The sequence below is a fragment of the Dactylosporangium sp. NPDC049140 genome (assembly GCF_040648435.1).
Window position 1 is genome coordinate 1 of record NZ_JBEZDS010000040.1, and the last position, 26,741, is coordinate 26,741.

The 26,741-nt window shown below is 70.4% G+C and carries 21 protein-coding genes and 3 pseudogenes; 11 read left to right on the top strand and 13 right to left on the bottom strand.

Features of this window, described 5'->3' with window-relative positions:
• Positions 1–191 (bottom strand): annotated as a pseudogene (locus AB0B76_RS42500) (1,4-beta-xylanase); the annotation flags it as partial.
• 514 nt (positions 192–705) lie between these two features.
• Here AB0B76_RS42500 and AB0B76_RS42505 point away from each other — a divergent pair.
• Positions 706–960, top strand: coding sequence for a hypothetical protein (locus AB0B76_RS42505; RefSeq protein ID WP_360386846.1), 255 nt, complete (start codon positions 706–708; stop codon positions 958–960).
• On the opposite strand, the gene AB0B76_RS42510 is transcribed toward AB0B76_RS42505, so the two are convergent.
• Positions 921–2,219 carry an enolase C-terminal domain-like protein gene (locus AB0B76_RS42510; RefSeq protein WP_360386586.1) on the bottom strand — a complete coding sequence of 433 codons (1,299 nt, stop codon included), beginning with the start codon at positions 2,217–2,219 and terminating at the stop codon, positions 921–923. The genes AB0B76_RS42505 and AB0B76_RS42510 overlap by 40 nt on opposite strands.
• Before the next feature lie 256 nt (positions 2,220–2,475).
• Here AB0B76_RS42510 and AB0B76_RS42515 point away from each other — a divergent pair, with 256 nt between their 5' ends.
• From AB0B76_RS42515 to AB0B76_RS42525, 3 genes are read left to right on the top strand one after another with little or no spacing between them, the layout of a single operon-like run.
• Positions 2,476–3,513, top strand: coding sequence for an ABC transporter permease (locus AB0B76_RS42515; protein WP_360386588.1), 1,038 nt, complete (start codon positions 2,476–2,478; stop codon positions 3,511–3,513).
• Entirely contained in the window at positions 3,510–4,277 is a 768-nt protein-coding gene (locus AB0B76_RS42520; protein ID WP_360386591.1) for an ATP-binding cassette domain-containing protein, read from the top strand. Before AB0B76_RS42515 ends, AB0B76_RS42520 begins: the two co-directional genes overlap by 4 nt.
• A gap of 34 nt (positions 4,278–4,311) precedes the next feature.
• Positions 4,312–5,238 carry a sugar ABC transporter substrate-binding protein gene (locus tag AB0B76_RS42525; RefSeq protein WP_360386593.1) on the top strand — a complete coding sequence of 309 codons (927 nt, stop codon included), beginning with the start codon at positions 4,312–4,314 and terminating at the stop codon, positions 5,236–5,238.
• Positions 5,239–5,304: 66 nt separating this feature from the next.
• Here AB0B76_RS42525 and AB0B76_RS42530 read toward each other — a convergent pair whose 3' ends face one another.
• From AB0B76_RS42530 to AB0B76_RS42540, 3 genes are all read right to left on the bottom strand, one after another.
• Positions 5,305–7,128 (bottom strand): family 43 glycosylhydrolase, encoded by a 1,824-nt coding sequence (locus AB0B76_RS42530; RefSeq protein ID WP_360386596.1) that lies wholly within the window; start codon positions 7,126–7,128, stop codon positions 5,305–5,307.
• Between the two features lie 97 nt (positions 7,129–7,225).
• The gene (locus AB0B76_RS42535) at positions 7,226–8,536 is read right to left on the bottom strand and encodes a ricin-type beta-trefoil lectin domain protein (protein ID WP_360386849.1); all 1,311 of its coding nucleotides are present in this window, start codon (positions 8,534–8,536) and stop codon (positions 7,226–7,228) included.
• Positions 8,537–8,802: 266 nt separating this feature from the next.
• Positions 8,803–10,011 (bottom strand): ROK family transcriptional regulator, encoded by a 1,209-nt coding sequence (locus tag AB0B76_RS42540; protein ID WP_360386598.1) that lies wholly within the window; start codon positions 10,009–10,011, stop codon positions 8,803–8,805.
• Positions 10,012–10,106: 95 nt separating this feature from the next.
• Between AB0B76_RS42540 and AB0B76_RS42545 the strand changes: the two genes are divergently transcribed.
• From AB0B76_RS42545 to AB0B76_RS42560, 4 genes are read left to right on the top strand one after another with little or no spacing between them, the layout of a single operon-like run.
• Positions 10,107–11,174: a sugar ABC transporter substrate-binding protein gene (locus AB0B76_RS42545; RefSeq protein WP_360386601.1), complete on the top strand. Its 1,068-nt coding sequence runs from the start codon at positions 10,107–10,109 to the stop codon at positions 11,172–11,174.
• A complete protein-coding gene (locus AB0B76_RS42550) occupies positions 11,174–11,893 on the top strand; it encodes an ATP-binding cassette domain-containing protein (protein WP_360386603.1) in 720 nt (239 codons plus the stop codon). Before AB0B76_RS42545 ends, AB0B76_RS42550 begins: the two co-directional genes overlap by 1 nt.
• Positions 11,890–13,029 (top strand): sugar ABC transporter permease, encoded by a 1,140-nt coding sequence (locus tag AB0B76_RS42555; RefSeq protein ID WP_360386606.1) that lies wholly within the window; start codon positions 11,890–11,892, stop codon positions 13,027–13,029. The genes AB0B76_RS42550 and AB0B76_RS42555 overlap by 4 nt, the downstream gene beginning before the upstream one ends.
• Positions 13,026–13,913, top strand: a complete 888-nt coding sequence (locus AB0B76_RS42560; protein ID WP_360386609.1) for an ROK family protein — start codon at positions 13,026–13,028, stop codon at positions 13,911–13,913. The genes AB0B76_RS42555 and AB0B76_RS42560 overlap by 4 nt, the downstream gene beginning before the upstream one ends.
• Positions 13,914–13,923: 10 nt before the next feature.
• Here the strand turns inward: AB0B76_RS42560 and AB0B76_RS42565 are convergent, their stop codons facing one another.
• Positions 13,924–14,271 (bottom strand): metalloregulator ArsR/SmtB family transcription factor, encoded by a 348-nt coding sequence (locus AB0B76_RS42565; RefSeq protein WP_360386612.1) that lies wholly within the window; start codon positions 14,269–14,271, stop codon positions 13,924–13,926.
• 162 nt (positions 14,272–14,433) lie between these two features.
• Between AB0B76_RS42565 and AB0B76_RS42570 the strand changes: the two are divergent.
• Positions 14,434–15,708: pseudogene (locus AB0B76_RS42570) on the top strand (SulP family inorganic anion transporter); the annotation flags it as partial.
• A 62-nt stretch (positions 15,709–15,770) separates the two neighbouring features.
• On the opposite strand, the pseudogene AB0B76_RS42575 reads toward AB0B76_RS42570, so the two are convergent.
• Positions 15,771–16,754 (bottom strand): annotated as a pseudogene (locus tag AB0B76_RS42575) (cation:proton antiporter); the annotation flags it as partial.
• A gap of 423 nt (positions 16,755–17,177) precedes the next feature.
• Between AB0B76_RS42575 and AB0B76_RS42580 the strand changes: the two are divergent.
• Positions 17,178–18,302 (top strand): magnesium and cobalt transport protein CorA, encoded by a 1,125-nt coding sequence (locus AB0B76_RS42580; RefSeq protein ID WP_360386615.1) that lies wholly within the window; start codon positions 17,178–17,180, stop codon positions 18,300–18,302.
• A 374-nt stretch (positions 18,303–18,676) separates the two neighbouring features.
• On the opposite strand, the gene AB0B76_RS42585 is transcribed toward AB0B76_RS42580, so the two are convergent.
• From AB0B76_RS42585 to AB0B76_RS42595, 3 genes are all read right to left on the bottom strand, one after another.
• Positions 18,677–20,083, bottom strand: coding sequence for an endo-1,4-beta-xylanase (locus AB0B76_RS42585; protein ID WP_360386617.1), 1,407 nt, complete (start codon positions 20,081–20,083; stop codon positions 18,677–18,679).
• 334 nt (positions 20,084–20,417) lie between these two features.
• Complete coding sequence (locus AB0B76_RS42590; RefSeq protein WP_360386620.1) at positions 20,418–22,745, bottom strand: beta-L-arabinofuranosidase domain-containing protein; 2,328 nt, start codon at positions 22,743–22,745, stop codon at positions 20,418–20,420.
• A gap of 426 nt (positions 22,746–23,171) precedes the next feature.
• Positions 23,172–23,828, bottom strand: a complete 657-nt coding sequence (locus tag AB0B76_RS42595) for a hypothetical protein (protein ID WP_360386623.1) — start codon at positions 23,826–23,828, stop codon at positions 23,172–23,174.
• Positions 23,829–23,886: 58 nt separating this feature from the next.
• On the opposite strand from AB0B76_RS42595, the gene AB0B76_RS42600 reads away from it, so the two are divergent.
• Positions 23,887–24,351 (top strand): MarR family winged helix-turn-helix transcriptional regulator, encoded by a 465-nt coding sequence (locus tag AB0B76_RS42600; RefSeq protein ID WP_360386625.1) that lies wholly within the window; start codon positions 23,887–23,889, stop codon positions 24,349–24,351.
• Here the strand turns inward: AB0B76_RS42600 and AB0B76_RS42605 are convergent.
• The 3 genes from AB0B76_RS42605 to AB0B76_RS42615 are packed head-to-tail and all read right to left on the bottom strand — an operon-like array spanning position 24,320 to position 26,659.
• The gene (locus tag AB0B76_RS42605; RefSeq protein WP_360386628.1) at positions 24,320–25,615 is read right to left on the bottom strand and encodes an SGNH/GDSL hydrolase family protein; all 1,296 of its coding nucleotides are present in this window, start codon (positions 25,613–25,615) and stop codon (positions 24,320–24,322) included. The genes AB0B76_RS42600 and AB0B76_RS42605 overlap by 32 nt on opposite strands.
• Before the next feature lies 1 nt (position 25,616).
• On the bottom strand, positions 25,617–26,534 hold the full coding sequence (locus AB0B76_RS42610; RefSeq protein WP_360386630.1) for a hypothetical protein: 918 nt from the start codon (positions 26,532–26,534) through the stop codon (positions 25,617–25,619).
• A complete protein-coding gene (locus tag AB0B76_RS42615) occupies positions 26,531–26,659 on the bottom strand; it encodes a hypothetical protein (RefSeq protein WP_360386633.1) in 129 nt (42 codons plus the stop codon). Before AB0B76_RS42615 ends, AB0B76_RS42610 begins: the two co-directional genes overlap by 4 nt.
• Between the last annotated feature and the right edge of the window lie 82 nt (positions 26,660–26,741).

Genomic DNA, 26,741 nt, shown 5'->3' on the forward strand with positions numbered 1-26,741 from the left:
ATGGTGGTGTACGTCGAGTCGCCGAGCCGGCCCGCCGCGATCGCGGTGCCGAAGTACCGTCCCGACTGCGCGGCCGCCGCACCCAGCGTGCTCGCTGCCGCGTTCGCCGACGGCATCATCGTCGCGGCCGTGGCTATCGCCACGACACCGACCACGCCGGCGATCAACGCTCTGACGGTGAGTGGTCTCACCTTGGCCTCCCTACCTCCGGTAATAAATGCGTCGCGTTAGCGCTAACATGTTCGGCCGCGCCTAAGTAGGCGAGGCTGCCAGACCCCCGCAAAACATTCAAGTGAGTCGACGTCAGAATCCGGCCCGGTCGAGCCCAGCGGATGCGCTGGTGACGTATACACGCAGGTAGAGGCGTCACGGAAGGCGAGGAAAACCGAATCCAATTCCCGGTACATCCCCGAAAATTTCGCGCTCGACTCGGCGACAGACCCGTTCATAACGGTTTCTCGAATGCAATTTTCGCCGCTGTTTCGAAAATGACCGTGGACTCGCCATACCGACGATTGCCGACGACGACGTCAGCCCACTCCGGGCGGCACCGAGCGCCCACCGCTCCGGCAAACATCTGATGTATCTATAGTTGGGCCGTGGCACTGACCGACGAGGCGATCGCGAAGATTCGAAGCATGATCCAGAGCGGAGAGCTGCCGCCGGGCGCCCGGCTACCCCCCCGAGCCGCAGCTCGCCGCGCAGATCGGTCTCTCGCGCAGCGGCGTACGTGAGGCCGTGAAGGTGCTGGAGTCGGCCCGCGTGCTCGACGTCCGCCGCGGCGACGGCACCTATGTCACGAGCCTTGCCCCCCGGCTGCTGCTGGAGGGGCTCGGCCTCGCCGTGGAGCTGCTGCAGGACGACACCCTGCCATTGGTAGCCGCGTTCCGGGCGCCACAGGTGGTGGTGCGCGTCGACGATCACGCCGTCGCCCACTCCGGACCGTCCGGGAAGCGGTAGGCCGCCAGCGAGGCCGGGACCATCTCGGCGCTCATGCCCGGCGCCGCCGGGGCGAGGTACCGCCCGCCGCGGATGCGGACCGGGTCGGCAAAGTGCTCGTGCAGGTGGTCGACGTACTCGATGTACCGGTCCTCGGTGGTCCCGCTGACCACCAGGTAGTCGAACATGGCCAGGTGCTGCACCAGCTCGCACAGCCCGACGCCGCCCGCGTGCGGGCAGACCGGCACGCCGAACTTGGCCGCGAGCAGCAGGATGGCGAGGTTTTCGTTGACGCCGCCGACCCTGCAGGCGTCGATCTGCACCACGTCGACGGCGCCCGCCTGCAGCAGTTGCTTGAACATCACCGCGTTGTGCACATGTTCGCCGGTGGCCACCTTGATCGGGGCGAGCGCACGGCGGACCGAGGCGTGCCCGAGCACGTCGTCCGGCGACGTAGGTTCCTCGATCCAGTACGGATCGAAGGTGCTCAGCTCGCGCATCCAGTCGGTGGCGTCCGGAACGCCCCAGACCTGGTTGGCGTCCACGGCGATACGCACCTGCGGGCCGACGGCATCGCGGGCGATGCCCAGGCGGCGCACATCGTCGGCCAGGTCCGCGCCGACCTTGAGCTTGATGAGGTGGTAGCCGTCCGCCACGGCCTCCTTGCACAGGCGGGCCAGCTTCTCGTCGTCGTACCCGAGCCAGCCGGGCGTGGTGGTGTACGCCGGATAGCCCTCGCCGAGGAGGTGTTCCTCGCGCTCGGCCCGGCCGCCGGCGGCGGACCGCAGCAGCGCCAGAGCCTCGCCCTCGGTGAGCGCGTCGCGGAGGTAGCGGAAGTCGATCTGCGCCACCACCTGCTCCGGCGTGAGGTCCGCCAGGTGCTTCCACAGCGGCCGGCCCGCACGGCGCGCGGCGAGGTCCCACGCGGCGTTGACCAGGCCGCCCGCGGCCATGTGCACGACGCCCTTGGCCGGGCCGAGCCAGCGGATCTGGCTGTCGCCGATGAGCTGGCGGGCCAGCGCCCCCGGATCGGCCACGAGCTCGTCGACCGGCCGGCCGACGACCATGCCGGCCAGGGAGCGCAGGGCGGCGACCTGGATCTCGGTGCCGCGCCCGACGGTGAACACCAATCCGTACCCCTCCGCGCCCGCGGTGGTGCGCAGCACGACATAGGCGGCCGAGTAGTCCGGGAAGGGGTTCATCGCGTCGGACCCGTCGCGGTGCCGCGAAGTGGGGAACCGCACGTCGACGGCGTCCACGGACAAGATTCGCTCAGTCACCGATGCTCCTCGGAGTTGGCGCCGCTCCGGAATGGGACGTTGGGGTGGGATCACGCCTGTGGACACTGACAGCCCGAGACATCTGACGTTAGGACGAGGTTCCGGCGGCCGTCAATACGATGTCTCGGTCGTTATGGGGCGTTTTCTGCGTATTACAGCGGGGTATCTGGTCGTCGACGTTGACGAATGAGTCCGACCGGCGTATCAAACATCTCATCACTGGCGTCCCGCCCGACGCATGACGAAGGAGTAGCCGATGGCGCTCCGCACCGCTCCCGACCCCCTCGCCACCACCGGACCACCGCGGCCGGGGCGAGCCGACGGGGCAAGGGCCGCCCTCGCCCTGATCCGCACCGGCCCGCTGTTGATGCTCGTCGCGATCGTCGCCGTGGCCGCGGCGCTGTCGCCGGTCTTCCTCACCACCCGCAATCTCGGCAACGTGCTCGCCCAGAGCGCCGTCATCGCCTTGCTGGCGATCGCGCAGCTGCTGGTCATCATCACGCGCGGCATCGACCTGTCGGTCGGCTCGACCGTCGCGCTCGCCGCGGTCGTCGGCGCGCTGGTGTTCGAGGCGGCGCCGTCGGCGACGCTCGTCGTGCTGGCGATGCTCGGCACGGGGCTGGCCGTCGGCACCGTCAACGGTGTGGCGCTGGTCTGGGGCCGGCTGCCGCACCCGTTCATCGTCACGCTGGCCACGCTCAGCATCGCCCACGGCTTGGCGCTGTGGCTCGCCGGCGGCCAGCCGCACCGGGGCATGCCGCGGGTCATCCAGCTGATCGGCGGCGAGTCGCTCGGCTGGCTGCCTTACTCGACCCTGCTGGTCGCCGCGCTCGCCCTCGCGGTACTGCTGCTGACGACCCGGCTCGTGTGGGGCCGGTGGATCTACGCGGTCGGCGGTAACCCCGACGCCGCGCGACGGGCCGCGATCCCGGTCAACGGCGTGCTGGTCTCGGTATACGTCATGAGCGGCCTGGCCGCCGGCGTCGCCGCGTTCATCACGGCCGGCCGGCTCAACGCCGGCTCGCCGACGTTCGGCGAGCTGGCCGAGCTCGACGCCATCGCCGCAGTGGTCATCGGCGGGGCGAGCTTCCTCGGCGGCCGCGGCTCGGTGGCCAACGCGCTGATCGGCGCGCTCATGATCGGCGTGATCCGCAACGCGATGAACCTGCTCAACGTCGACGCGTTCATCCAGCCGATCGTCATCGGCGCGGTGATCCTGCTGGCGGTCGAGCTCGACGTGATCCGCGGCTCGCTGGAGCGCCGCTTCCAGGTGATACGTGCGGTGCGGGCATGAACGGGGCCGACGCCGGCACGGTACCGGCCTTACGCATCACCGGGGCCACCAAGCGCTTCGGCGCCGTGCTGGCGCTGGACTCGGTCGACCTCGACGTCGCGCACGGGGAGGTCGTCGCCCTGCTCGGCGACAACGGCGCGGGCAAGTCGACGCTCATCAAATGCATCAGCGGGGTACATCGGCTCGACGACGGCACCGTCGAGATCGACGGCTCGGTGGTCGAGATCGGCACCCCGGCGGACGCCCGCGCGGCCGGTATCGAGACCGTCTACCAGGACCTCGCGCTCTTCGACAACCTCGACCCGGCGGCTAACTTCTACGCCGGCCGCGAGGACGCCCGGCCGCGCTGGCTGCCGCGCGGCCTGCGGGTGCTGCGGCGGCGATCCATGGCCGACGCCACCGCCGAGGTGCTCAACCGGCTGCAGGTCAGCCTGCCCGACCGGCACGCCGGCGTCGGGCTGCTCTCCGGCGGCCAGCGGCAGGCCATCGCGGTCGCCCGGGCCGCCGCGTTCGCCGCCGGGATCGTCATCCTCGACGAACCCACCGCGGCGCTGGGGCTGCGGGAGTCCCGCCGCGTGCTCGACCTGATCCTGCGGCTGCGCGACGAGGGCCGGGCGGTCGTCGTCGTGTCGCACGCGATGGACCACGTCATGGAGATCGCCGACCGTGCCGTCGTGCTGCGTCGGGGCCGCAAGGCCGGCGAGGCCGTCCCGACGCCGCAGCACCAGCAGCTGATCGTCTCCCTCATCGTCGGCGGGTCCTGACCCGCCCGCCAGAGGCACACCGAAGGGACCCCCCATGCAACGCACCGTTGGCTTTGCCGTGCTCGCGGCGGCGCTCCTGGTACCGCTGGCCGCGTGTGGCGACGACGACGCCCCCGGCGGAACGTCCGCCGTGAAGGTCGGGCTCATCACGAAGTTTCCCGTCGACTTCTACGACACGATGGTCGACGCGGTGAAGCAGTACGACGCCGCGCACGCCGACGTCGAGGTCATCTACGGCCAGGGCAAGAGCGGCACCGATGACGAGGGCGAGATCGCCATCATCGAGAACATGATCACGCAGGGCGTGAAGGCGATCGCGATCACCCCGAGCAGCCCGAACGTGCAGGGCGCGCTGGACAAGGCGGTGAAGGCCGGCATCAAGGTCGTACTCGTCGACAACGACATCCCCGGCTGGTCGGGCAAGTCGTCCGTCGTGGCGACGGACAACCTCGCCGGCGGCAAGCTCGCCGGGCAGTGGCTGGCCAAGCACTTGCCGCCGGGCGCCACCATCGCCATCCTGCAGGGCCGGCTCGGCAACCCGTCACTCGACGACCGGGTCAAGGGGCTGAAGGACGGCCTCGGCGGCGCCGCGAAGGTGGTCGCGGACCCGGCGACGGACTGCGACGAGACCAAGGGCCTCAACGCCGCGCAGGACATCCTCACCGCGAACCCGGACGTCACCGCCATCTACGGCGCGTGCGGCCCGCCCATCACCGGGGCCCTGCAGGCGGTCAAGGCGGCCGGCAAGAAGCCCGTCGTCGTCGGCTTCGACGCCTCCCCGGGCGAGCTCAAGGCCATCGAGGCCGGCGACCAGGCCGCGTCGGTGGCGCAGTTCCCGGCCAAGATGGGCTCGCTGGGCATCGAGACCGCCGTCGCCGCGGCCAAGGGCCAGCCGGTCCAGCCGACCGTCGACACCGGCACGGAGATGGTGACGAAGGACAACGTCGCCAAGTTCAAGTAGCCGTTCGCGGGCCCGGCCGTGGCCGGGCCCGCGGGCGCCGAGACTACGCACTGATCAGCGAGGCGATCAGCGCGGCGTGAAGTCCTGGTTGGTGGCGGAGGCGTTCTTGCACTGCCACTGGTCGAGTTGCTGTCCGAGCGTGCTGTTGGCGCCGTACACGTCCAGGCACAGGCCGCTGTTGCGGTTCTTGAAGGAGTACGAGCCGTCGGACTGCTGGACCGGGAGCCAGAGGCTGTTCGGCGCGCTGTTGGGTACCTGCTGGATGGCGTTCGGGACGCCGGCGGCGGTTGAGCTGTTGGCCACGGCCACGTCGTAGCCCGAGTGCTGCGCCTGCAGCCGGCCGTAGCCGTCCGCAACCGGCACGAACTGGAACTGCTGGTTGGGCTGACCGTTGCAGGTCCACTGGGTGACCGCCGCGCCGGCCGCCGTGGACGCGCCGCTCACGTCGAGGCAGAGGCCGTTGTTGGCGATCGCGAGCCGGTGATAGCCGGTCGGGTAGCCCACCGGCTGGGTGGACCCGGCCGCGAACTGCCACCAGTTGAGGTTGAACAGCGACCCGCTGCCGCCCGCGAACCGAAGGTACAGATCGTGGGTTCCGGTCGCGTTGCTGACCGGGCACGAGACCGTGGTCCACGTCTGCCAGCCGCCGGTGCCGGACACGTTGCACGTGCCGACGAGGGTGCCGGTCGCACTGTCCAGATGCGCCTCGATCCGGCCGCCGGCGGCACCGGAAGCCACTCTGGCGCTGAGCGAGCCGGCACCGGTACCGAACGCGACGCCCTTGACCTTGACGTAGTCGCCGTTCTCGATCCAGCCGACGTTCATCCCGCCCTCGCTGGCGGGCTCGGTCTCGATGCCGCTGCCCCAGGCGATGGTCTCGGCCTCCTGGCGCACGTACGGGTCCAGCGTGCCGACCTGCGGCGCCCCGGTCGTGGTCATGTTGATGGTCGGGAAGGTGCCGTCGGCGTTGTAGTTGAACTTCTCCACGGCGACCGAGCGGGTGTAGCCGCCGCCGCCCGGCAAGGCGCCGTTGTGGTAGAAGAAGTACGAGCCGCCGTTGAAGTCGATGACGCCGGGGTGGTTGGTGAAGCTGCTGCCCTGCGTCGGCATGATGGTGCCGCGATAGGTCCATGGCCCCGTGGGTGACGGCGCCGTGGAGTAGGCGATGAACTCTGAGCAGCACTTCGCCGCGAACACCATGTAGTACAAGTTGTTGCGCTTGTAGAACCAGGGCCCCTCCTCATACAGCGTCGGCCGGTTGGCGTCCCCGGCGCGGGTCCCGAACCCCGCGGTGGTGAGCGGAATCTGCGTCGGGCTGCCCGAGTACGACGTCATGTCGGCGTTGAGCTTCACGTACCACAGGTGGGGGTTGCCGTAGAACAGGTACGCCTGCCCGTCGTCGTCGATGTACACGGTGGGGTCGATCTCGGCGTTCTGGATCAGTGGCCGGCCGAGCGCGTCGTGGAAGGGCCCGGTGGGGCTGTCGGCGACCCCCACGCCGATCGCCTGGGCGCCGTTGGCCATCCGCACCGGGACGTACCAGTAGAACTTGCCGTTGCGTTGCACGGCCTGCCCGGCCCACGCGTCCGAGCTCGCCCAGCTGAACGTGGCCAGGCTCATCGGCGAGCCGTGGTCGGTCCAGTTCACCATGTCGGCCGACGACCAGACCCGCCAGTCGCGCATCGTGAAGTAGGTCGAGCCGTCTTCGTCGTGGCCGGTGTACAGGTACACCCGGCCGTCGTAGACCAGCGGCGCCGGGTCGGCGGTGTAGATGTGTTGCACGATCGGGTTGTCCGCCTTGGCGACGCCCGGCAGCAACGCCGTGAGACAGAACAGGACAGTCGCCAACGCGAGCGCGCGCCTCGAGCGACGTCGAGATGTGGATGTCATGGTGCCGCTCCCCTATCCGGCCGGGACATGAACAGTGGTGTCGCCGGCGCCGCCGGTCCTCCAGCTGACCGGAGGACCGGCGCCGCCGGTCCTCCGGTCAGCTGCGCAGGTTCCATTGCTGGTTGGAACCGCCGTGGCAGGTCCAGAGTTGAAGCTTGGTGCCGTTGGCGGTTCCGGCGCCGGCGGCGTCCACACACAGTCCGGACTGGACGCCGGTGATGGAGCCGTTGGCGCCCAGGTTCCACTGCTGGTTGGCCTGGCCGTTGCAGTCCCAGATGACGACGGCGGTGCCCGTGCCCGTGCCTTGGCCGCTGGCGTCCAGGCACTTGTTGCCGTACACCATCAGCTGCCGGCCGGTGGTGTAGGTCCAGCGCTGGTTGATCCCGCCGTGGCAGTCCCACAGCTGCACCTGCGTGCCGTTCGTCGTGGTGGAGCCGGGCACGTCGATGCAGCGACCCGACGCCGCACCCGCGATCATGACGTTCGACTGGCCGACCGGCGGGCTGCTGCTCGACGAGGGCGAGCTCGACGGGGGCGAGCTCGACGGCGGGGTGCTGGCGAACGAGGAGATGAACCGCCAGGCCTCGCCCTTGGTCCACGTCCGGACGCCGTCCTCACAGCCGGAGCATCCGTCGACCGGGCCGGGCCCGTGGCCGCCGTCGAACGCGGCCCACTGCACCGGATAGCCGGCCCGGCATGAGTAGGCGGTGGTGATGTGCCGGCCGCTGCCCGGCGCCGGCTCCGCGGGAGTCTGCGGTGTGCAGCCGTTGTTGCGCACGAACGTGTCGCGCAGCGCCCGTCCGTTGCTGATGTTGAGGACGTTGTCGGAGACGCCGTGGATCCCGAAGTACCCGATCGGCTGGGTGCCGCCGCTGCAGCCGGACAGGTTCGCGCCGGAGTACACGACGACCGCCCGGAAGACCGTGGCCCGGCCGCACGCGATGGCGTAGCTCATCCCGCCGCCGTAGCTGAACCCCATGGCGAACAGCTGCGTGGTGTCGACGCAGAGATCGTTCTCGATCATCCGCACCATGTCGTCGGTGAAGGTGATGTCCTGGCCGTTGGTGTTGGCCCAGCCGTTGCCGATGCCCTGCGGGGCGACCAGGATCGCGCTGTTGCTGGACTGCTCCTGCATGCCGTAGTAGGACCACGCGGCGCCGCTGGTCCCACCGGAGGAGACGTCCTGCATGGTGCCGCCCCGCCAGTGGTACCCGAAGATCAGGCGGTACGGGCGCGTGGTGCTGTAGCCGTCGGGAATCCGCAGGATGAAGCTGCGGCTCTGGCCACTGCTCTGGATGGTGTACGAACCGCTGTGCAGTGTGGGGGTCTTGCCGCAACCGGCTGTCGTCGCCGCGGAGGCGGACGGAACCGTCGCCGTCATGACGGCGAGCGTTCCCGCGGCGACCATGGCGACCGCGCCGAGCACCGCGACCCACCGGGGAACCAGACGTCTTCTCACAACTGTGACTCCTTGTTTGGGAGCGAATGACCCGCCCTTCGGAGGTGCGCGAAATCGGAACATAGGTCGTATGACGTATGGTGTCAACCGATGAAGCCCATCGATGGCTGGATGGGGCCACGACTTCGGTAAGTTTCACGACCGCGGACACCGGCGAATCGCAAATTGCGCACCGGAGCGCCACACCACGCGCCGGGTGCGAGCGGAAGAGCGGCTCAGCCGGCGGCGGCCTGCAGGACCAGGTCGCGGGCGTCGTTCAGGCCGACCGCCAGTGCGCCCAGCAGGACCGCGTCCGTACCGAGCCTGGACACCTCGATGCGGGGCGGGCGCAGGGCGACCAGGTCGCGCAGACGTTCCGCGATCGGGGTCGTGAGCAGGTCGCCCGGCTGGCCGCCGACGCCGCCGCCCAGGACGACGAGCTCCGGGTCCAGGACCGCGGTGATGCCGGCCAGGGCGTGGCTGAGGTGATCGACCTCGCGGGCCACCGCGCGGCGGGCCGTCTCGTTGCCGGCGCGGGCGGCGTCGAAGACGTCCTTCGCGGTCTCCACGCTCGACAGGCCGAGGCGGCGGGCCATCGCCACCACGCCGTCGGCCGAGGCGACGGACTCGAACAGGCCGCGGCGGCGGGCCGCGGGCTGGTCGGCGAGCGGGTCGTCCTCGCCCACCGGGAGGTAGCCGATCTCGCCGGCCGCGCCACGGAAGCCGCGGTACAGCTTGCCGTCGATGATGATGCCCATGCCCGTGCCGGTGCCGACCGACACGTAGACGAAGTGGCGCACGCCGCGGCCCAGACCATAGGTGGCCTCGCCGACCGCGGCGAGGTCGATGTCGTTCTCCACCACGTAGGTGTGGCCCGCGATGCCGGCCAGGCGTTCGACGCTGCCGCGGCGGTTCCAGCCGGGCAGGTTCGGCGCCAGGTGCAGGGCGCCGGTGGCCTTGTCGTGGATGCCCGGGGTACCGAAGACGGAAAGGATGATGTCGTCGCGGCGGATGCCGGCCGCGGACGCCAGTTCGTCGGCCAGGCCGGTCAGCTGGGCGACGAGGTCCTTGGCGCGCAGGCTGCGCGACGGGGAGTCCTGGCGAGCGACGATCCGGCCGACGAGGTCGGCGAGGGCGACGCGGACATAGGAGCGGCCGACGTCGACCGCGTACACCCAGCCGGCCTCGGGGCGCACCTCGTAGAGCACCGCGGAACGGCCGGCCGACCCGGCGCGCAGGCCGACCTGGCGCAGCAGCCCGGCGCGCTCCAGGTTGGCCAGGGCGCCGGCCACGGTCGGCTTGGACAGGCCGGTGTACTGGGCCAGCTCGGGGCGCGAGACGGCGCCGCGCCGGAAGGTCTCGGCGAACACGGCGCGCTCGTTCATCACCCGCAGCACGCTGGTCGTGCTGGCGGTGGCGGCCTGCCTGTCGGTAATGCTCTGCACGGTGTACAGCCTGCCACAGGCCTTCAGAAAGGTCCTTTATCAATTTCGTAAAGGTCCTTGCCAAGCGTGGCGGACAGGGTCGACGATTTCCAGCCATGAGAACCAGATGGTTCGTGGCCGTGCTGACCGCCGCGGCGGTCCTGGCCGGCGGTTGCGGAGGCAACGCCGGCGACCAGCAGTCGAAGGACGCGCCGACGATCGCGCTGTTCCTGCCCGAGTCCAAGACGACCCGCTACGAGGCGTTCGACCGGCCGCTGTTCGAGGCCAAGGTCAAGACCCTCTGCGCCGCGTGCAAGGTGCTGTACTTCAACGCCGACCAGGACGCCGCCAAGCAGCAGCAGCAGGTCGAGGCCGCGCTCACCCAGGGCGCGGACGTGCTGGTCCTCGACGCCGTCGACGCCGGCGCGGTGGCCTCGCTGGTCAACCAGGCCAAGCAGAAGAAGATCCCGGTCCTCGCCTACGACCGGCTCATCTCCGGCATCACGTACGAGTACTACGTCTCGTTCGACAACGTCCGCGTCGGCGAGATGCAGGGGCAGGCCCTGCTGGACGCGATGGCCAAGACCGGCAAGACGGGCCAGATCGTCATGATCAACGGGGCGCCGACCGACCCCAGCTCCGCCGACTACAAGAAGGGCGCGCACAACGTCCTGGACGGCAAGGCGCAGATCGGCCGCGAGTACGACACCCCCGACTGGAGCCCCGACAAGGCCCAGCAGGAGATGGAGCAGGCCATCACGGCCCTCGGCCGCGACACGGTCGTCGGGGTCCTGTCGGCCAACGACGGCATGGCCGGCGGCGCCATCGCCGCGATGAAGCGTGCCGGCTACGCCACCCTGCCGCCGATCACCGGGCAGGACGCCGAGCTCGCCGCGGTGCAGCGAATCCTCACCGGCGAGCAGTACATGACCATCTATCTCGACATCCGCCAGGAGGCCGAGAAGTCCGCCGAGCTCGCCGTCGCGCTCGGCCGCGGCGAGCGTCCGGCCGCGCCGACGAAGGTGAACAACGGCACGGGCGACATCCCCACCGTCCTGCTGTCCCCGACCGCGGTCACCGCCGACAAGGTCAAGGACACGATCGTCAAGGACGGGTTCTACAAGGCGTCGGAGATCTGCACCGGTGCCGTCGCGACCGCCTGCACCAAGGCGGGAATTCAGTAGTGCTCGCCGCCACCGACGTCAGCAAGCGCTACGGCGCGGTCCAGGCTCTCGACAGCGTGAGCCTGGACCTGCCGGCCGGGCAGGTCGTCGCGCTCGTCGGCGACAACGGCGCCGGCAAGTCGACCCTCGTCAAGGTGCTGTCCGGCGTCGTCGCCCCGGACGGCGGGGCCCTCGAGCTCGACGGCCACCCGGCCCGCATCGCCAACCCGCACGACGCCCAACGCCTCGGCGTGTCGACCGTCCACCAGGACCTCGCGCTGTGCGAGAACCTCGACGTCGTCGGCAACCTGTTCCTCGGCGCCGAGCGGCACCGGTTCAGCCTGCTGTCGCACATCCGGATGGAACGCGCCGCCCGCGACCTGCTGGCGTCGCTCGACGTGCGCATCCGCGACATCCGGGTGCCGGTCGCGTCGCTGTCCGGCGGCCAGCGCCAGTCGGTGGCGATCGCCCGCGCGCTGATCGGCGAACCCCGGGTCGTCATCCTCGACGAGCCCACCGCCGCGCTCGGCGTCGAGCAGACCGCTCAGGTCCTCGGCCTCATCCGGCGGCTGCGCGAGCGGGGCCTCGCCGTGCTCGTCATCTCGCACAACCTCGCCGACGTCCGCGCCGTCAGCGACCGCATCGCGGTGCTGCGCCTCGGCCGCAACGCCGGCGAGTTCGTCACCGCCGACACCACGCCCGAGGCCGTCGTCGCCGCGATCACCGGGAGCGCCGCATGAACCGTCTCCGGACGACCGACCTCGGGTCCTGGCCCGTCGCCGGCGGCCTCGTCCTCATCGCGATCGTCTTCGGCTCGCTCAACGAGCACTTCCTGTCCGCCGAGAACCTCGCCAACCTCGCCCTGCAGATGGCCGCCACCGGCACCATCGCGCTCGGGGTCATCATGGTGATCCTGCTCGGCGAGATCGACCTGTCGGCCGGCTCCGTCAGCGGCCTCTGCGCGGTCGTCATGACGATCCTGTCGGTCCGCCACGGCTGGAACCCGGCCGCCGCGGTCGCCGTCGCCCTCGCCGTGGCCGCCGGCATCGGACTGCTGCACGGGTGGATGTTCACCCGGCTGCGGATGCCGTCCTTCGTCGTCACCCTGGCCGGACTCATCGGATGGCAAGGGCTGATGTTGTACCTGCTGGGCCGCGGCGGCACCATCAACCTCCCGTTCGACGGTTTCATCGCCGGGCTCGCCGACACCTGGCTGCCCCCGTGGGCGGCGTGGACGCTCGCCGCCGCGATCGTCGGCGGCTGGACGGCCGGCTCGCTCCTCCAGCGCCGCAATCGCCGCGCCGCGGACCTGCCGGTCGGCCCGGCCGGGTGGCTGGCGCTGCGGCTGGGCGGCCTGGCCGCCGCCCTCGCCGTCGCGGTGACGGTGCTGTCGGCCGATCGCGGGGTACCGCTGCTGCTGGTGCTCTTCGGCGCCCTCGTCGTTGCGCTCGACCTGATGCTGTGCCACACCGTCTTCGGCCGGCACATGTACGCCGTCGGCGGCAACGCCGAGGCGGCCCGCCGCGCCGGCATCGGCGTCACCCGCATCCGGGTGCTCGCCTTCACCGCCTCCGCGATGCTCGCCGCGGCCGGCGGCATCCTCGCCGCCAGCCGGCTCGCCGCCGTCAACCAGAGCTCCGGCGGCAGCGACACCCTGCTCATGGCGATCGCCGCCGCGGTCATCGGCGGCGCGTCGCTCTTCGGCGGGCGCGGCCGCGCCTACGCCGCGCTGCTCGGCATCCTCGTCATCCAGTCGATCACCAACGGCATGCTGCTGCTCAACGTCGACTCCTCGGTGCGGTACATGGTGACCGCCGGCGTCCTCGCCGTCGCCGTCGCGATCGACTCGCTCGCCCGGCCGGGCCGCCCGCGGTGACGGAACAGGTTCTCGCCATCGACTTCGGCGGCACCAAGGTCGCCCTCGCCGTGGCGGACGCCGGCACGGCCGAGGCCCGCCCCCACAACACCGTGCGCCTCGACACCCGGGCCGCGGAGGGCACCGCCCAGGTCGTCGCCCGGGCCCTGGCCGCCGCCCGGGACCTCGTCGCCGACCCGGTCGCCGTCGGCGTCTCCACGTTCGGCGTCGTCCGCGACGGCGCCGTCCGTCTCGCCCCCAACGTCCCCGGCTGGGACGGGCTGCGGCTGCCGGGCCTGCTGGCGGCCGCGTTCGGCGGCGTGCCGCTCGCGGTCGACAACGACGTCAACGCGGGCGCCGCCGCCGAGCTGCGGTGGGGGGCGCTGCGGGGCGTCGACACGGCGCTGTACGTCAACGTCGGCACCGGCCTCGCCGCCGCCCTCGTCGCCGGCGGCCGGGTGCTGCCGGGCGCCAACGGCGCCGCCGGTGAGATCGGCTACCTGCGCGACGCGCCCGGCGCCGCCGCGTTCGCCGACGGCCGCGCGCCGCTCGAGGAGGCCGTGTCCGGCAGCGCCCTGGCCCGCCGCGGCTCGGCCCTGCTCGGCCGGCCGGTCACCGCCGCGGAACTGTTCGCGCTGTACTCCGACCCGGCCGTCGCCGCCCTGCTCGACGACGCCCTGGAGGTGCTCGCCCGGACCGTCGCCAACCTCAGCGTCGTCCTCGACCCGCAGCGGGTCATCCTGGCCGGCGGCCTCATGGGCGCGGCCGAGCACATCCTGCCCCGAGTCTCGGCCGCCCTGGCCCGCGCGGTGCCGTTCCCGCCGGCGCTGGCCGCCGCCCGCTTCGTCGACGATGCGCCGCTGCTCGGCGCGCTGTCCGCGGCCCTGGACCTCGCCGCGGCGTGACCCCGGTGGGCTAGGCCGAGGGTTCCGACTCGCTGTGGGCGCGGAGCCCGTCCAGCAGACCCTCACGATCGCTGAGGAGGGAGCCGAGGATACGTCGCCCGACGGCGAGCAGTTCGGCCAGGTCGGTGGTGCTCAGCGCGTACATCACCAGGGAGCCGTCGCGGTAGGAGGTGACGACCCCGGCCCGCCGCAGGACCGCCAGCTGCTGCGAGAGGTTCGACGCCTCGACGTCGATCGCGTCCAACAGGTCGCGGACGGGCCGCGGACCGTGCTGCAACAGCTCCAGCACCCGGATCCGCACCGGGTGGCCGAGGGTGCGGAACAGCTCCGCCTTCGCCTGATACAGCGGTACCGACATATCTCGTCCACCCCGGCCCCGCGTCATCGCAGCAACGCTAGCAGCCCGTGCAGGCAGGTTCCGCCGGCACGAGTGCGGCGTCACGGCTCCGCCCATTGACTTGAAGACTTTTGCAACTGCTAAGTCTTCATTTGAGAAGACCGGTGCGGCGGAGGTGATGGCATGGCGGTCCGCCCGCCGGCTGTGCGTCGCGCCGCCGTCCGGGTCGGCGGCCTGTTGCCGCGGCCCTCGGACTGGACGATGGCGCGCCGCACGCTGCGCCGGGACCTGCCGGCCGGGCTTGCGGTAGCCGTGGTGGCGTTGCCACTCGCCCTCGCCTTCGGTGTCTCCTCGGGGCTCGGCGCCGGGGCGGGTCTCGTGACCGCCGTCGTCGCCGGAGCGGTGGCCGCCGTCTTCGGCGGTTCGAATCTGCAGGTGTCCGGGCCTACCGGCGCGATGACCGTCGTACTCGTGCCGGTGGTCGCAGCCTTCGGGCCGACCGGCGTACTCATGGTCGGGGCGATGGCCGGCGCGATCCTGATCGTCCTGGCACTGGCGCGGGTCGGGCGATACGTGCGGTACCTGCCGGCCCCGGTGATCGAAGGGTTCACCGCGGGGATCGCCGTGGTGATCGCGCTGCAGCAGGTGCCGGCCGCGCTCGGGGTCGCCGGCGCGCACGGCGCCAAGGTCTGGGCCGTCGCCGCCGACGCTGTGGTGCGCTTCGTGGCCGATCCCGCGCCCGCACCGGTACTGACGGCTCTCGGCGTTGCCGCCGCGATGCTGATCGGCGGTCGCTGGCGTCCGCAGCTGCCGTGGTCGCTCATCGCCGTCGCCGCGGCGACAGCCCTCGCCGCGCTCCTGCATGCCGACGTCGCCCGCATCGGCGCGCTGCCGGGCCTGCCCGGCCCGTCGCTGAGCTTCCTCGACCTGCACGCCGTGTCCCGGCTGGCCCCGTCCGCGCTGGCGGTGGCCGCCCTCGCCGCGCTGGAGAGCCTGCTGTGCGCCACGGTCGCCGACGCCATGAGCGTCGGTCAGCGTCACGATCCCGACCGGGAACTCTTCGGTCAGGGCCTGGCCAATCTCGTCGTCCCGATCTTCGGCGGGGTTCCGGCCACCGCGGCGATCGCGCGGACCGCGGTAAACGTCCGGGCGGGTGCCGCCTCGAGGCTGGCGGCCCTCACCCATGCCGCCGTACTGGCCGGCATCGTCCTCGCCGCCGCGCCCCTCGTCGCCGGTATTCCGCTGGCGGCGCTCGCCGGGGTGCTGCTCGCCACCGCGATCCGGATGGTCGAGGCCAGCGCGCTGCTGGCGCTTGCCCGCTCGACCCGCGGCGACGCCCTGGTGCTGGGCCTCACCTTCGTGGTCACCGTCGCCGTCGACCTCGTCAGCGCGGTCGCGGTCGGGCTCGGTGTGGCCGTCGTGCTGGCGTTGCGTGCCGTGGCCCGCACCGCGCCGATCGTCACCACCGCCCCGAGCAGTAACGCTGCCGGTTCGCCCGGACGTAACGTGCCGGACTGCGCGCCGATGGTCGCCGCGGCCACCGGCACCCCGAGTTGTGCACTCGTGAGCCCGGTCAGAGGGAGCGGCTGCCCGGTCAGGCGCATCGCCGCGTGGATGAGCGCTGCGCCCGCGCCGAGTGCCACCCCAAGACCGATCAGCGCCGGATGTCGTCCCAACGCTCGCATATCCAACGATGCGCCCAACCACACGAAGAACACCGGCCCGAAAAAGCCCTCGGTGACGGCAAACAGCTGCTTGGCCAGCCGGCGCGGCTCACCCACGGCCGCGACCACCAGACCGAAGCTGAATCCGGCCAACATGACCGATACGTGAGTGCGGGTGGCGAGTGCCGCCAGCGAGAAGAGAACCATCAGGTTGATGCGCAGCTCGAGGGCAAACTTCCGGCGCTCGGATACTCGATGCACCTGCTTGCGGATCCCGGAACGCTCCAGGTAACGCAAGATCCAAAATAGCAGCGCTGCGACGGCCAGTACCACGAGCGCCCCGGCAGCAGCACGCTCGGCGTGCCCGGGGTCGACGGCCAGCGGCAACGCCACCACGCATGCGGCGTCAGCGACCGCCACCTGCGGCAACATCTGCAACACCGGTCTGCCGGTGAGGCGTAACGAGTCCACGATCGGCAACACCAATGCGGCTGACGAGGATGCCAGCAACACGCTGTACAGCGCGGCATGTCCGGTGCCGAACAGGTGCGCAAGCAGCCCCCCGGCGCCCGCTGCCAGCGCCCCGACCGCAAGCGCACGCAGCACCCCGCCGGGCAGGGCCGCCCGCAAACGGGTGTCCCGGACGGGTACATGCGATCCGGCCACGAACATCACCAATGCGAACCCGACGTCGGCGAGCAGCGTGAACGCCGGGTCCTGTGCGTGCAGCACGCGCAGGACGGTCGGCCCGAGCAGAATCCCACCCGCCAGTTCCCCCAGCACTACCGGCAGGCGCCATGCGGGCGAAAGCGCCAGCAGCGGCCCAGCCAGCGCCACCATGGTGACCAACGCCAACGTCCCAAAACCCACACCCCACCGTATTCGGCGCCGGACGGACTTTTGTCCGCAACGCGACTGCGGTTACGAGCGGATCCTCGCGCTGGCGGTCATCTTGAAGTACGACAGCGTTTCTGATCGGGTAGGCGGGACCACCGGCCGACGCATGCGGGGTCCCCCGACCCCGATGCACACGGGCCATCGGACGCCCAGCGGCCGGGACCTTCGGCACTGCCGCGTGCCCGAACGCTCGGGCAAGGTCATGGCAGTGAACCGACCGGAGGTGTGTCATGTTGCGCAACCTGTTCATCCCCACCGGCGTCTCTTGCCTCGCGACGTTCGACGCGCCGGCCGCAACACACCCGAGGCCAAGGACGCGCCAACCGGTGCGCCCCGTGGCGCCCGCCGTGCGCGGAGGGCACCTCCGTGGCTGACCGGCTCTCCGGGGCGTTGCGCTCGTTGCGCCGAACCGAGCCGGCGACGCAACCACCTTTGCGTCTACATCTCTCGCCGTCGCCCAGGCAGGCGGCCGAGCGGCCCATCGACGCGACGGTCTATCGGGATGGCCATCCCGTGCACACCTCGGCGACCCTGGCCGACACGCACCAGCATCTGCACGGGCGGACCGACACGATGGCCTGGATCGGCCTGCACCAACCGGCCGACGCCCAGTTGCAGGCGGCCGCGGAGGAATTCGGCCTGCACCGGCTGGCCGTGGACGACGCGATCGCCGCCCATCAGCGGCCCAAGCTCGAGCGCTACGGCGAGACGTTGTTCGTGGTGTTGCGGGCAGCCCGCTACCTCGACGAGGCCGAAGAGGTCGAGTTCGGCGAGATCCACCTGTTCGTCGGGCCCGGGTTCGTGCTGACCGTCGGGCACGGCTCAACCCCGGACGTGGCCGCGGTCCGGCAGCGAATGGAGGGCGACCCCCAGCTGCTGGCTCACGGCCCCGAGGCGGTGTTGTACGGCGTACTGGACAGCGTCGTCGACGGCTACGCGCCCGTCGTCGCCGGGCTGCAGAACGACATCGACGAGATCGAGACCGAGGTCTTCCGCGGCGACGCACGCGTGTCACGGCGCATCTATGAACTGTCCCGTGAGGTGATCGAGTTCCAGCGGGCCACCCATCCCCTGCGCGACGTGCTCCAAGGGCTCATGGCCGGATTCGAGAAGTACAGGATCGATGAGGAGCTCCAGCAGTACCTGCGGGACGTGGCCGATCACGCGACCACCGTGGCCGAGCGGGTGGACGGGTTCCGGCAGATGCTCGGCGACATCCTCGCGGTTAACGCCACGCTGGTCTCCCAGGCGCAGAACGACGAGATGAAACGGCTGACCGAGGCCAGTTACGCCCAGAACGAACAGGTCAAGAGGATCTCGGCCTGGGCTGCCATCCTGTTCGCCCCGACTCTCATCGGCACCGTCTACGGCATGAATTTCACTCACATGCCGGAAATTCGATGGACCCTCGGCTACCCGATGGCGCTCGTCCTCATGGCACTCGTGTGCGTCGCCCTCTACGGCTTGTTCAAGAACCGCGACTGGTTGTGAGACACGCGTTGCGCGTCATGCCGAACCTGCTAAGTGCGGCACAGCCCTGCAAAGAATCGCGACTCGTCGGCGAAGAACGGGTCTTCCCGCTCGGCCTGCTCACGCCGCAGCGCCACCAGTTCGCCGGGGAGATCGTGCGGTGCGGCGCTCGCGTGATCGCGCCGAGGAGGTCGAACAGGTGCGCGCCGGAATGCGACATCGTGCGAGCTCCAGGATCGCCGATGGACGGGCTTGCGTGCGATGCTCACGAGCACTCGCCGCGCCGCTGCCCGGCCGCCGCGAAAGCCGGCAGCGAGGCGACGGCGCAAGGCCCGGAGCCGGTGGCTCCGGGCCTTGTCAGTGTCCTGACGCGCGGGCCTGGTTCGTGCCGTCGGTCAGGGGCTGGTGCACGAGATGTTGCTGGGCGCCGCGTTGGTGCTCCCGTTGACCAGGAAGCCGAAGCTCGTCGAGGCGTTCGCGCCGAGGGAGCCGTTGTACGTGGCATTGCGGACGCTGATCGTGCCGGTGGTGCCGGTGTTGACGCCGCTCCAGATGTTGGCCAGGGTCTGCCCGCCGGCCAGCGTCAGGCGCACGGTCCAGCCGTTGAGCGTGGCGGAGCCGTTGTTGGCCACGGTCACCTCGCCCTGGAAGCCGCCGCCCCAGCTGTTGATCATGCGGAACGTCGCGGTGCAGGCGCCCGGCTGGCCGGAGGCGGGCGGCGAGCTGCTCGGCGGAGAACTGCTCGGCGGGGAACTGCTCGGCGGGCTGCTGCTCGGCGGGCTGCTGCTCGGCGGGGAACTGCTCGGCGACGTGTTCGTGCCCGGCACCGTGGTCGAGGCGGCGTTCAGGGCGTTGAGGACGGCGGTGTACGCGGGCTTGGGGCTGCTGTTGCGGTCGAACAGCAGCGGGTTCTCGCTGCCGCGCCAGGAGTCGCTGTCCCGGATGCCCCACGTCGTGATGCCGACGCAGCGGGGGACGTTCGCGCAGGCCTGGGTCAGGCCCTGGTACTGGCTGGTCGAGGCGTTGGTGACGTCGGCCTCGGTCAGCGCCACGTCCACGCCCAGGGCCGCGAAGCTCGACAGCGTCGTCTGGAAGTTGCCCGGCAGCGAGCTACCACCGGTGAAGTGCGTCTGCAGCCCCACACAGTCGATCGGCACGCCCCGGGACTTGAAGTCCTGGATCATGCGGTACACGCCCTGCGTCTTGCCGTACGACCAGTTCTCGATGTTGTAGTCGTTGTAGCACAGCTTCACCGACGGATCCGCGTTGCGCGCCGTGCGGAACGCGACCTCGATCCAGTCGTTGCCGGTGCCCTGCAGGTTGGACTGCCGGCGGCTGCCGTCCTCGTTGAACGCCTCGTTCACCACGTCCCAGTAGGCGAGCTTGCCCTTGTAGTGCGCCATGACCCCGTTGATGTGCTCGATCATCGCGGCGCGCAGGCTGCTGCCGCTGAGGCTCCCCCAGAACCTCGGCTGCTGTGCGTGCCAGGCGAGGGTGTGGCCCCGCACCCGCATGCCGTGCTGGGTGGCCCAGTTGTAGATCGCATCGCCGGCGGCGAACGTGAACTGGCCGCTGTTGGGTTCGGTCGCGTCGGGCTTCATCTCGTTGACGGCCGTCATCATGTCGAACTCGCGGTTGGCGATCGCGAGGAAGCCCGAGTCGCTGAGGCGGTCTCCACCCATGGCGGCGCCGAAGTACCGGCCGCTGCGCTCGGCGGCCGCCTTCAAGGTGGTCCCGGGCGGGTCGTTGAGGTCGGCGTGGGCGAATGTGGCGATGGCCACCGAGGACACGGCGATCACCACGCCGCAGACACCGCCGAGAAGTAGTCTGGCGCGACCGCCCTTATGGCGTTTCGGTCGATCGGGAACGTCTTTCATCGGAGCGCTTCCTCCTCGAGGTTCTGTCTGAACCGTTGCCGCGCGAGGCTCACGCTTGGACGGTCACCCGGGAGGCAATGCCGTGGGTCCGTTGCGTTGAGCGCTCCCTCGTCGGAACGGCGCGAATGGCGAAGGATCTTGGCCAGTCCGACAGAACGTATTTCGTATGATGTCTGCTGTCAATGTCCAGATATCGAGGGCTATCGAATAGGCGGCCGGGCGCTTGTAAGTTCCACGCGCCACGCGGGAGCCCGGGCGTTCAGGCGTTGCGGACGAGTCGCCACCGGTTGTCGGCGGTCCCGTTGTCCGAGTCCTGAACCGCGAAAGCGCCGTTGGCGGTGGAGTTGTTCTGGATGGCGAGCAGCTTGCCGCTGTTGACGTTGCGAATCTTGTACGTCCCGTCGCCCTGGTCGAGCAGCGTCCATCGGTGGTCGGCGGTGCCGTTGTCGGCCCATTGCAGGACGGTGGCGTTATCGGCGGTGGACATGTTCTGCACGCCCAGGACCTTGCCGCTGTTGACGTTGCGGAACCGGACCGCAGTGCCGTCGGTGATCATTTCCCAGTTGTGGTCGGCGGTACCGTTGTCGGCCCACTGCAACGCCAGGCCGCCGTCGGCGGTGGACATGTTCTGCACGCCCAGCACGAGCCCGCTGGCCGCGTTGACGAGCCGGTAGCTGCCACCTCCGGACCCCTGGCCGTTCGTGGCCCAGTAGACGGTGTAGTTGAAGCCCTGCGCGTCGTAGAACGGGCCCAGGTTGACGGACGAGCTGTTCGCGGTGGCGGTGAAGGCCAGTGTGCTGTTCGAGGTGCGGACGACCGACGATGCAGCAAGCGCCGGCAGCGACGAGAGCGTGCTGTTGCCGTAGTTGCCGGCGAGCACGGCCGGGCCGTAGGTGAGGGCTACGACGTTGGGGTTGTCGTTGGTGGGGCGGGCGACCACCTGCATGGGCAGCCGCACGGTGACCGTGTCGCCGGACGACCACGAGCGGGTGATCGTGGCGTAGCCACCGGCAGTGGCGACGCTCTGGGCGACGCCGTTGACGCTGATCGTGGCGCCGGTGGCCCAGGCGGGGATACGGATGCGGATCGACCACGCCTCGCTCATGTCGCCGGTGATCTGCAGCGTGGTGGTGTCGGTCACCGGGTACGAGGTGGTCTGGGTGACGGTGATCCCGCGTTGGCTCCAGTTCAGTACCGATGGCATGAACAGGTTCACCGTCAGCGTGGTGCCGTTGTAGAAGTAGATCGAGTCCATCAGCTTGGTGTTGATCTCGATGCCTGTGCCCTGGCAGCACCAGAAGCTGTTGTAGTCGGTGCTCCACGTGCCGCCGCCCCACGCCGGGCCCACGCCGCGCCGGCCGCCGGGTTTGAGCGGCGTGAAGTAGGTGATGTGCCCGTGGGCGTCGGCCGGGTTCTGCGCGCCGATGACGTGGTTGAGCAGCGCCCGTTCGTAGAAGTCGAAGTAGGCGGCGTTGTCGGGGTTGAGCAGCCACAGCTCGCGGGTCAGTTTCAGCATGTTGTAGGAGTTGCAGTGCTCGCACGTGTCGTTGGCGAGGTAGCCGGCGATCGCGTTGGGCGGCCGGAAGTGCTCGGCCTGGCTGTTGCCGCCGATCACGTATGTGTGGGCGCTGACGGTGAAGTTCCACGCGTTGGCGGCGATGTCGCGGTAGCGCGTGGTGCCGGTGGCCTTGTACTCGCGGGCCGCGCCCACCCACTTGGGGATGTTGGTGTTCGCGTGCTGCCCGTTGAGCTGGTCCTGATTGGACGCCAGCGGGTTGAACGCCGCGGCGTGGTCGAACCGCTGGGCGGTGGCGAGCCAACGGGCATCGCCGGTCTGCTGGTAGAGGTCCGTCAGCACCGCGTTCATCCCGCCGAATTCGGTGTTCAGGACCGTCTGCATCTGGCTGTAGCTCAGCCGGCCCGTACGCCAGTCGACCCAGCCGGCGAGCCGCAGCAGCACGTCGCGGGCCTGCGTGCTGCCCACGTAGCGCCATACGTCCAGCAGGCCCGCCAGCGTCTTGTGGACGCAGTAGTACGACACGCTGACCGCTTGACCGGCCTCGAGACCGTTGAAGTCGGACTCCGGGAAGCCGGACAGATAGCCGGTGTTGAACCCGGCGGCGCTGTTGTTGGCCTGACACTTCGCCAGCTCGGCGACCATGGAGTTGGCCTTGTCCCGGCACACCGTGTCACCGAGCACGGCGTAGGCCTGGGCCCAGGCGGACAAGAAGTGGCCCTGCATGTGGGTGCGGAATGGAAAGTTCGGGGCGTCCCAGCCACCGTTCGCCGCGGCGCCGTTCGTTGACAGCCGGTGGTTGGCCCGGAAGTTGTACAGCAACCGGTCCACATCGACGAACCGCAGGTACGACAGCGTCCGGTTCTGATTGTCCAGCCATCGGCTGGCCGTCAACCGCACCTGCCCCAGGTCGAACGCGTAGGCCGACACGCCGATGTCAGCGCGGACCGGCGCCACTGACGCCTCCGCGCTCCGGACATCCACGACGCCGGCCGTCGCGGCGAGACCAGCCACCACGCCTCCGCCGGTCGCCTGCAACAACCGACGGCGGCTCAGGGGTATCGAAAACACATGAACCTCCTGGAAAGAACGGGAACGTACCGACGCGGCGATTGTTAGCGCTCACATAGCGGTGTTCAAAAGGTTGCCAAACAACATGGCAAGGCTCAAAGCGCCGGACAACGAAAACCATCCCGTGTACCCCGCGAAATGATCGGCTGGCCGCATATGTGCAGCTCACGTCGGTTATCGAGTAATCCGTGACGTCCGCCGACGGGACGGCTCCGGATGTGAAAGTTTCGACGCCGCCTTTACTCGACGGCGCCGTAACGCTTTTTTCCACAACAACCGATTTCGTTATGAGACCGACACCCGGAGCATTGCGATCACATCGCCAGAAGGACCCGCCGGCCGTCGGCGAGCAGGTCGAGGTCGACCTGCTCGCCCGAGTTCGGGGACCTCCGCGCGCCGGCCGCCCGGCCGGGGTGCGGAGCCCGGTCAGCCGAAGCTGTGGGTCGCCACCGCCTGGACGGCCGGGAGCGTGGGTGGCTGGGCCGGGTCGCCCGTCGGCACCAGGCGGGTGACCGCCTCCGGCATCGCACCGACCGTGAAGGCGCGGACGGTCGCTCCGGCGGACACGGTGACGAACGACGCCACGGCCGGCACCGCGTCGGGCAGCGGGACGACGTGCTCCCCGGCGTCGAACCGGGCGTCGAGCACGCGCAGCGAGGTGCTCGTCGGCTCGGGCGGCGCGAACGAGGTGCCCCACCAGGCCTCGACGACCACCCGGGCCGGCTCGGGCAGGGTGAGGCGTACCGACCGCCGTGCCGCGTCGTACGCCACCGCGTCGTCGTCCCCGGACCCCGGCACGGCCGCCTCGACCTGGGCGGCGATGAGGCCCGCGATGCCGGCGAGTCCCTGCACGAACGCGACGTGCCCGTTGTCCTTGGCGATTTCCTCCCGGAGGTACTGCTTGGTGCCGGGCGGCACCATCCCGCCGAAGACGACGATGTCGAGACTCGCGGTGTCGTACTGCGACAGGACCTCGTCGAACTGGTTGGTCGCGTCGGCGTGGAAGCCCCGGCCGCGAAGGATCTCGGCGACGTCGAGAATGACGCCGGGGCTGCGGCCGATGATGAGGACTCGTCGGGACATGCGGTGGCCTCCTGCTGGTGTTGATGTTGGCAATGCCAACAACTGGTAAAATCTGGTCATGGAACATCCGCCGAGCCTCCCCGCCCGCATCGGGGACCGTCCGACCTGGCTCATCAGCCGGACCTTCGCCCGCTCGTCGGGCCTGCTGGCCGCCGGGTTCGAGGCGTCCGGCCACGGCCTGCGCAGTTACCACTACCGCCTCCTGGCCGCGCTCGAGGAGTTCGGCCCGGCCAGCCAGGCGGACCTGGGCCGCGGGACCGGGATCGATCGCAGCGACGTCACGGGCGCACTGTCGGAGCTCGAGTCGCGCGGGCTCGTCGAGCGCTCGGTCGACCCGGAGCACAAGCGGCGCAACGTCGTCACCATCACGCCGGCCGGCCTCGAACAGCTCCTGGAGCTCGACCAGGTCATCGACGACGTCCAGGAGCAGGTCCTGAGGCCGCTGACGGACGCTCAGCGGCGCCAGTTCATCGCCCTGATGACGACGCTGCTCACGGCCGAGGACCAGTCGCCGCACGGATGAACCCCGGCGACGTGGCAATCGCCCCGGCGATGGCCCGCATGCCCGCGTCGTTGGGATGCACGCCGTCCCCGCTGTCGAACTCCGCCCGCATCCGGTCCGGATCAGCCGGATCGGCGAACACGTGGTCCAGGTCGACGACGGCGTCGAAGCCCCCGCCGCCGCGGATCCATTCGTTGACGGCCGTGCGGACCGCCTCGCCGCGCTCGGTGTAGTAGGCCGGGATCGCGGCCCCCTTGGTCGGCATGAGCGTCGCGCCGACGACGCGGATGCCGCGCCGGTGAGCGGCGTCGATCAGGGTCCGGTATCCGTCGATGAGCGCCGCCGCGCTCACCGGCTCGCCTGTGGTCAGCGTGCTGATGGCGATGTCGTTGATGCCCTCCAGGAGGATCACGCACCGCACGCCCGGCTGTTCGAGCGCGTCGCGGCGGAACCGGTCGAGGGCGCTCGCGCCACCGCCCGGGAAGGTGCCGAGCACCTGGTTGGTCGCGATGCCCGCGTTGAGCACGCCGATCGGGCGCCCCGCGGCGACCAGCCGGTCGGCGAGCTCGTCCGGGTAGCGGTGGTCGGCGTCCGTCGTCGAAACGGCCCCGTCCGTGATCGAGTCGCCGAACGCGACGACCGCGCCGCCGCCGTTTCGATCCGTGGCCCCGGCCACGTCCACGCCGGTCAGGTAGTACCAGGAGGTCGTCGTCTCCGCGAACGCGGCCGCGCCCTCGTCGCGCCGGTGGTCGCCGGCGGCCTTGTAGGACGTCGCGAACGAGCGCAGGTGGAAGGTCGCCGGCCCGGTCGGCCGGGCGAAGTACAGCGTGACGGACAGGCGCTGCAGCGGCGCGACCCGCATGCGGACGGCGTCCGACGCCGCCTCCCCGCCGGGCGGCACCACCGTCGAGCGCGACCGGTCGAAGGTCAGCGCGCGCATCGTCTCCGGCCGCACCGTCGCCCCGTCGCCCGCAAGGCCGATCGAGGCACCGGCGAGGAGCAGGGGCGTTGTGCCGTACACATTGGACAGTCGGATCCGCACGTCCGATCCGCCCCGGCTGACGCGAACGACCTGCCGGACGGACTGGTCGGCGAATCCGTCCATGGACCAGTTGGCCGGCCCCTGTCCGAACGGCGGGGGTGCCGCGGCGATCATCGAGGCCGCCCACACACCGCTCCAGCGGGTGTCGGACCCGGGCGGGGCCGCGCCGGCGGCCGAGGCGGTCAGGACCGTCGACGCCACGATGACGGCCCCGGCGATCGCGGTCTTCTGCCGGAATCGCACGTCAGCTCCTGCTCAGCGCGTTGATGAAGGTGTACTCGTTGGTCAGGCCCTGCGCGAACGTGTACCCGGACCGGAAGCCGCTGAGGTGCCGTCCGTCGTCGGTGACCAGCGCCCAGTAGCGCAGCGACCGCGTGTTCTCGCCGACCTGGCAGCTTTGGGTGGCCGGGTCGAGCAGCTCCGCGGTGTTGCCCTGCACGCGTAGCTCCCAGCGGCAGCCGTCAGGGGTGTGCGCGACGATCCGGTCGCCGCCCGCGCGCTCGATCCGCACCACGCCGGTCTCCTGCGCGGCGCCGCCCTTGTCGGTGACGGTGACGTTGGTCAGCGTCCGGAAGCTGAACGGGTCGTGGGCGAACGAGCCGGTGAACCGGTTCACCGGGGCGCCGGTGGCGCGGTGCCGCGAGGGCCGGCCCTTGGTGTTGAAGTTCATCGTGGTGTAGAGGATGTCGCCGTTGGGCTGGATGCTCTGCGAGACGATCTGCTCGCGTTCGGCGTCGCCGTCGACCTGGACCGACCACTGCTTGATGCTGTAGTACTGGCCGATGGTCGCGTTGAAACACAGCTGGGTCGGCGACGACAGCTCCAGGCCCGCACCCGACACCGAGAAGTTCCAGGTGCACCCCTGGTCGGTGTGCCCGTAGACCGTCCCGCGCGGGCCCGGGGTGAAGTCGATCCAGCCGACCTGGGGGATGCTCAGCGGCAGCGGCAGGTCCGGGTTGTGGTTGCAGGCGACCCCGCCGCCCGGGCACGCCAGGACGGCGACGTTGTTTCCGGTGGCCGAGTCCGGCTGGTCGTAGTTCCACCGGCCGAGGTACTTGTCCCGCGGCGGCGATGCCGTGGCCACGCCGACCGGGACGGCGACGGCGAGCAGGGCGGCCGGGGCGAGCAGCAGGGCCGTCCAGAGCCGGGTGCGGCGCCTCATCGTGACTCCGCCGGCGGAGTACTCGATGCGTTGAGGATGTCGAGGAATGCCACGACGCAGAGCGTGAGCAGGATCGCCCGGCCCTTCGTCGTGGCCGGCGCGATGCGCGCGTCCACTGCCTGCATGTTCTGAACCCTCCGACAAGTGTTGGTCTAGCCAACATAGCACGAATGTTGGCAGCGCCAACACTTGTCGGAGCCGGGCCGA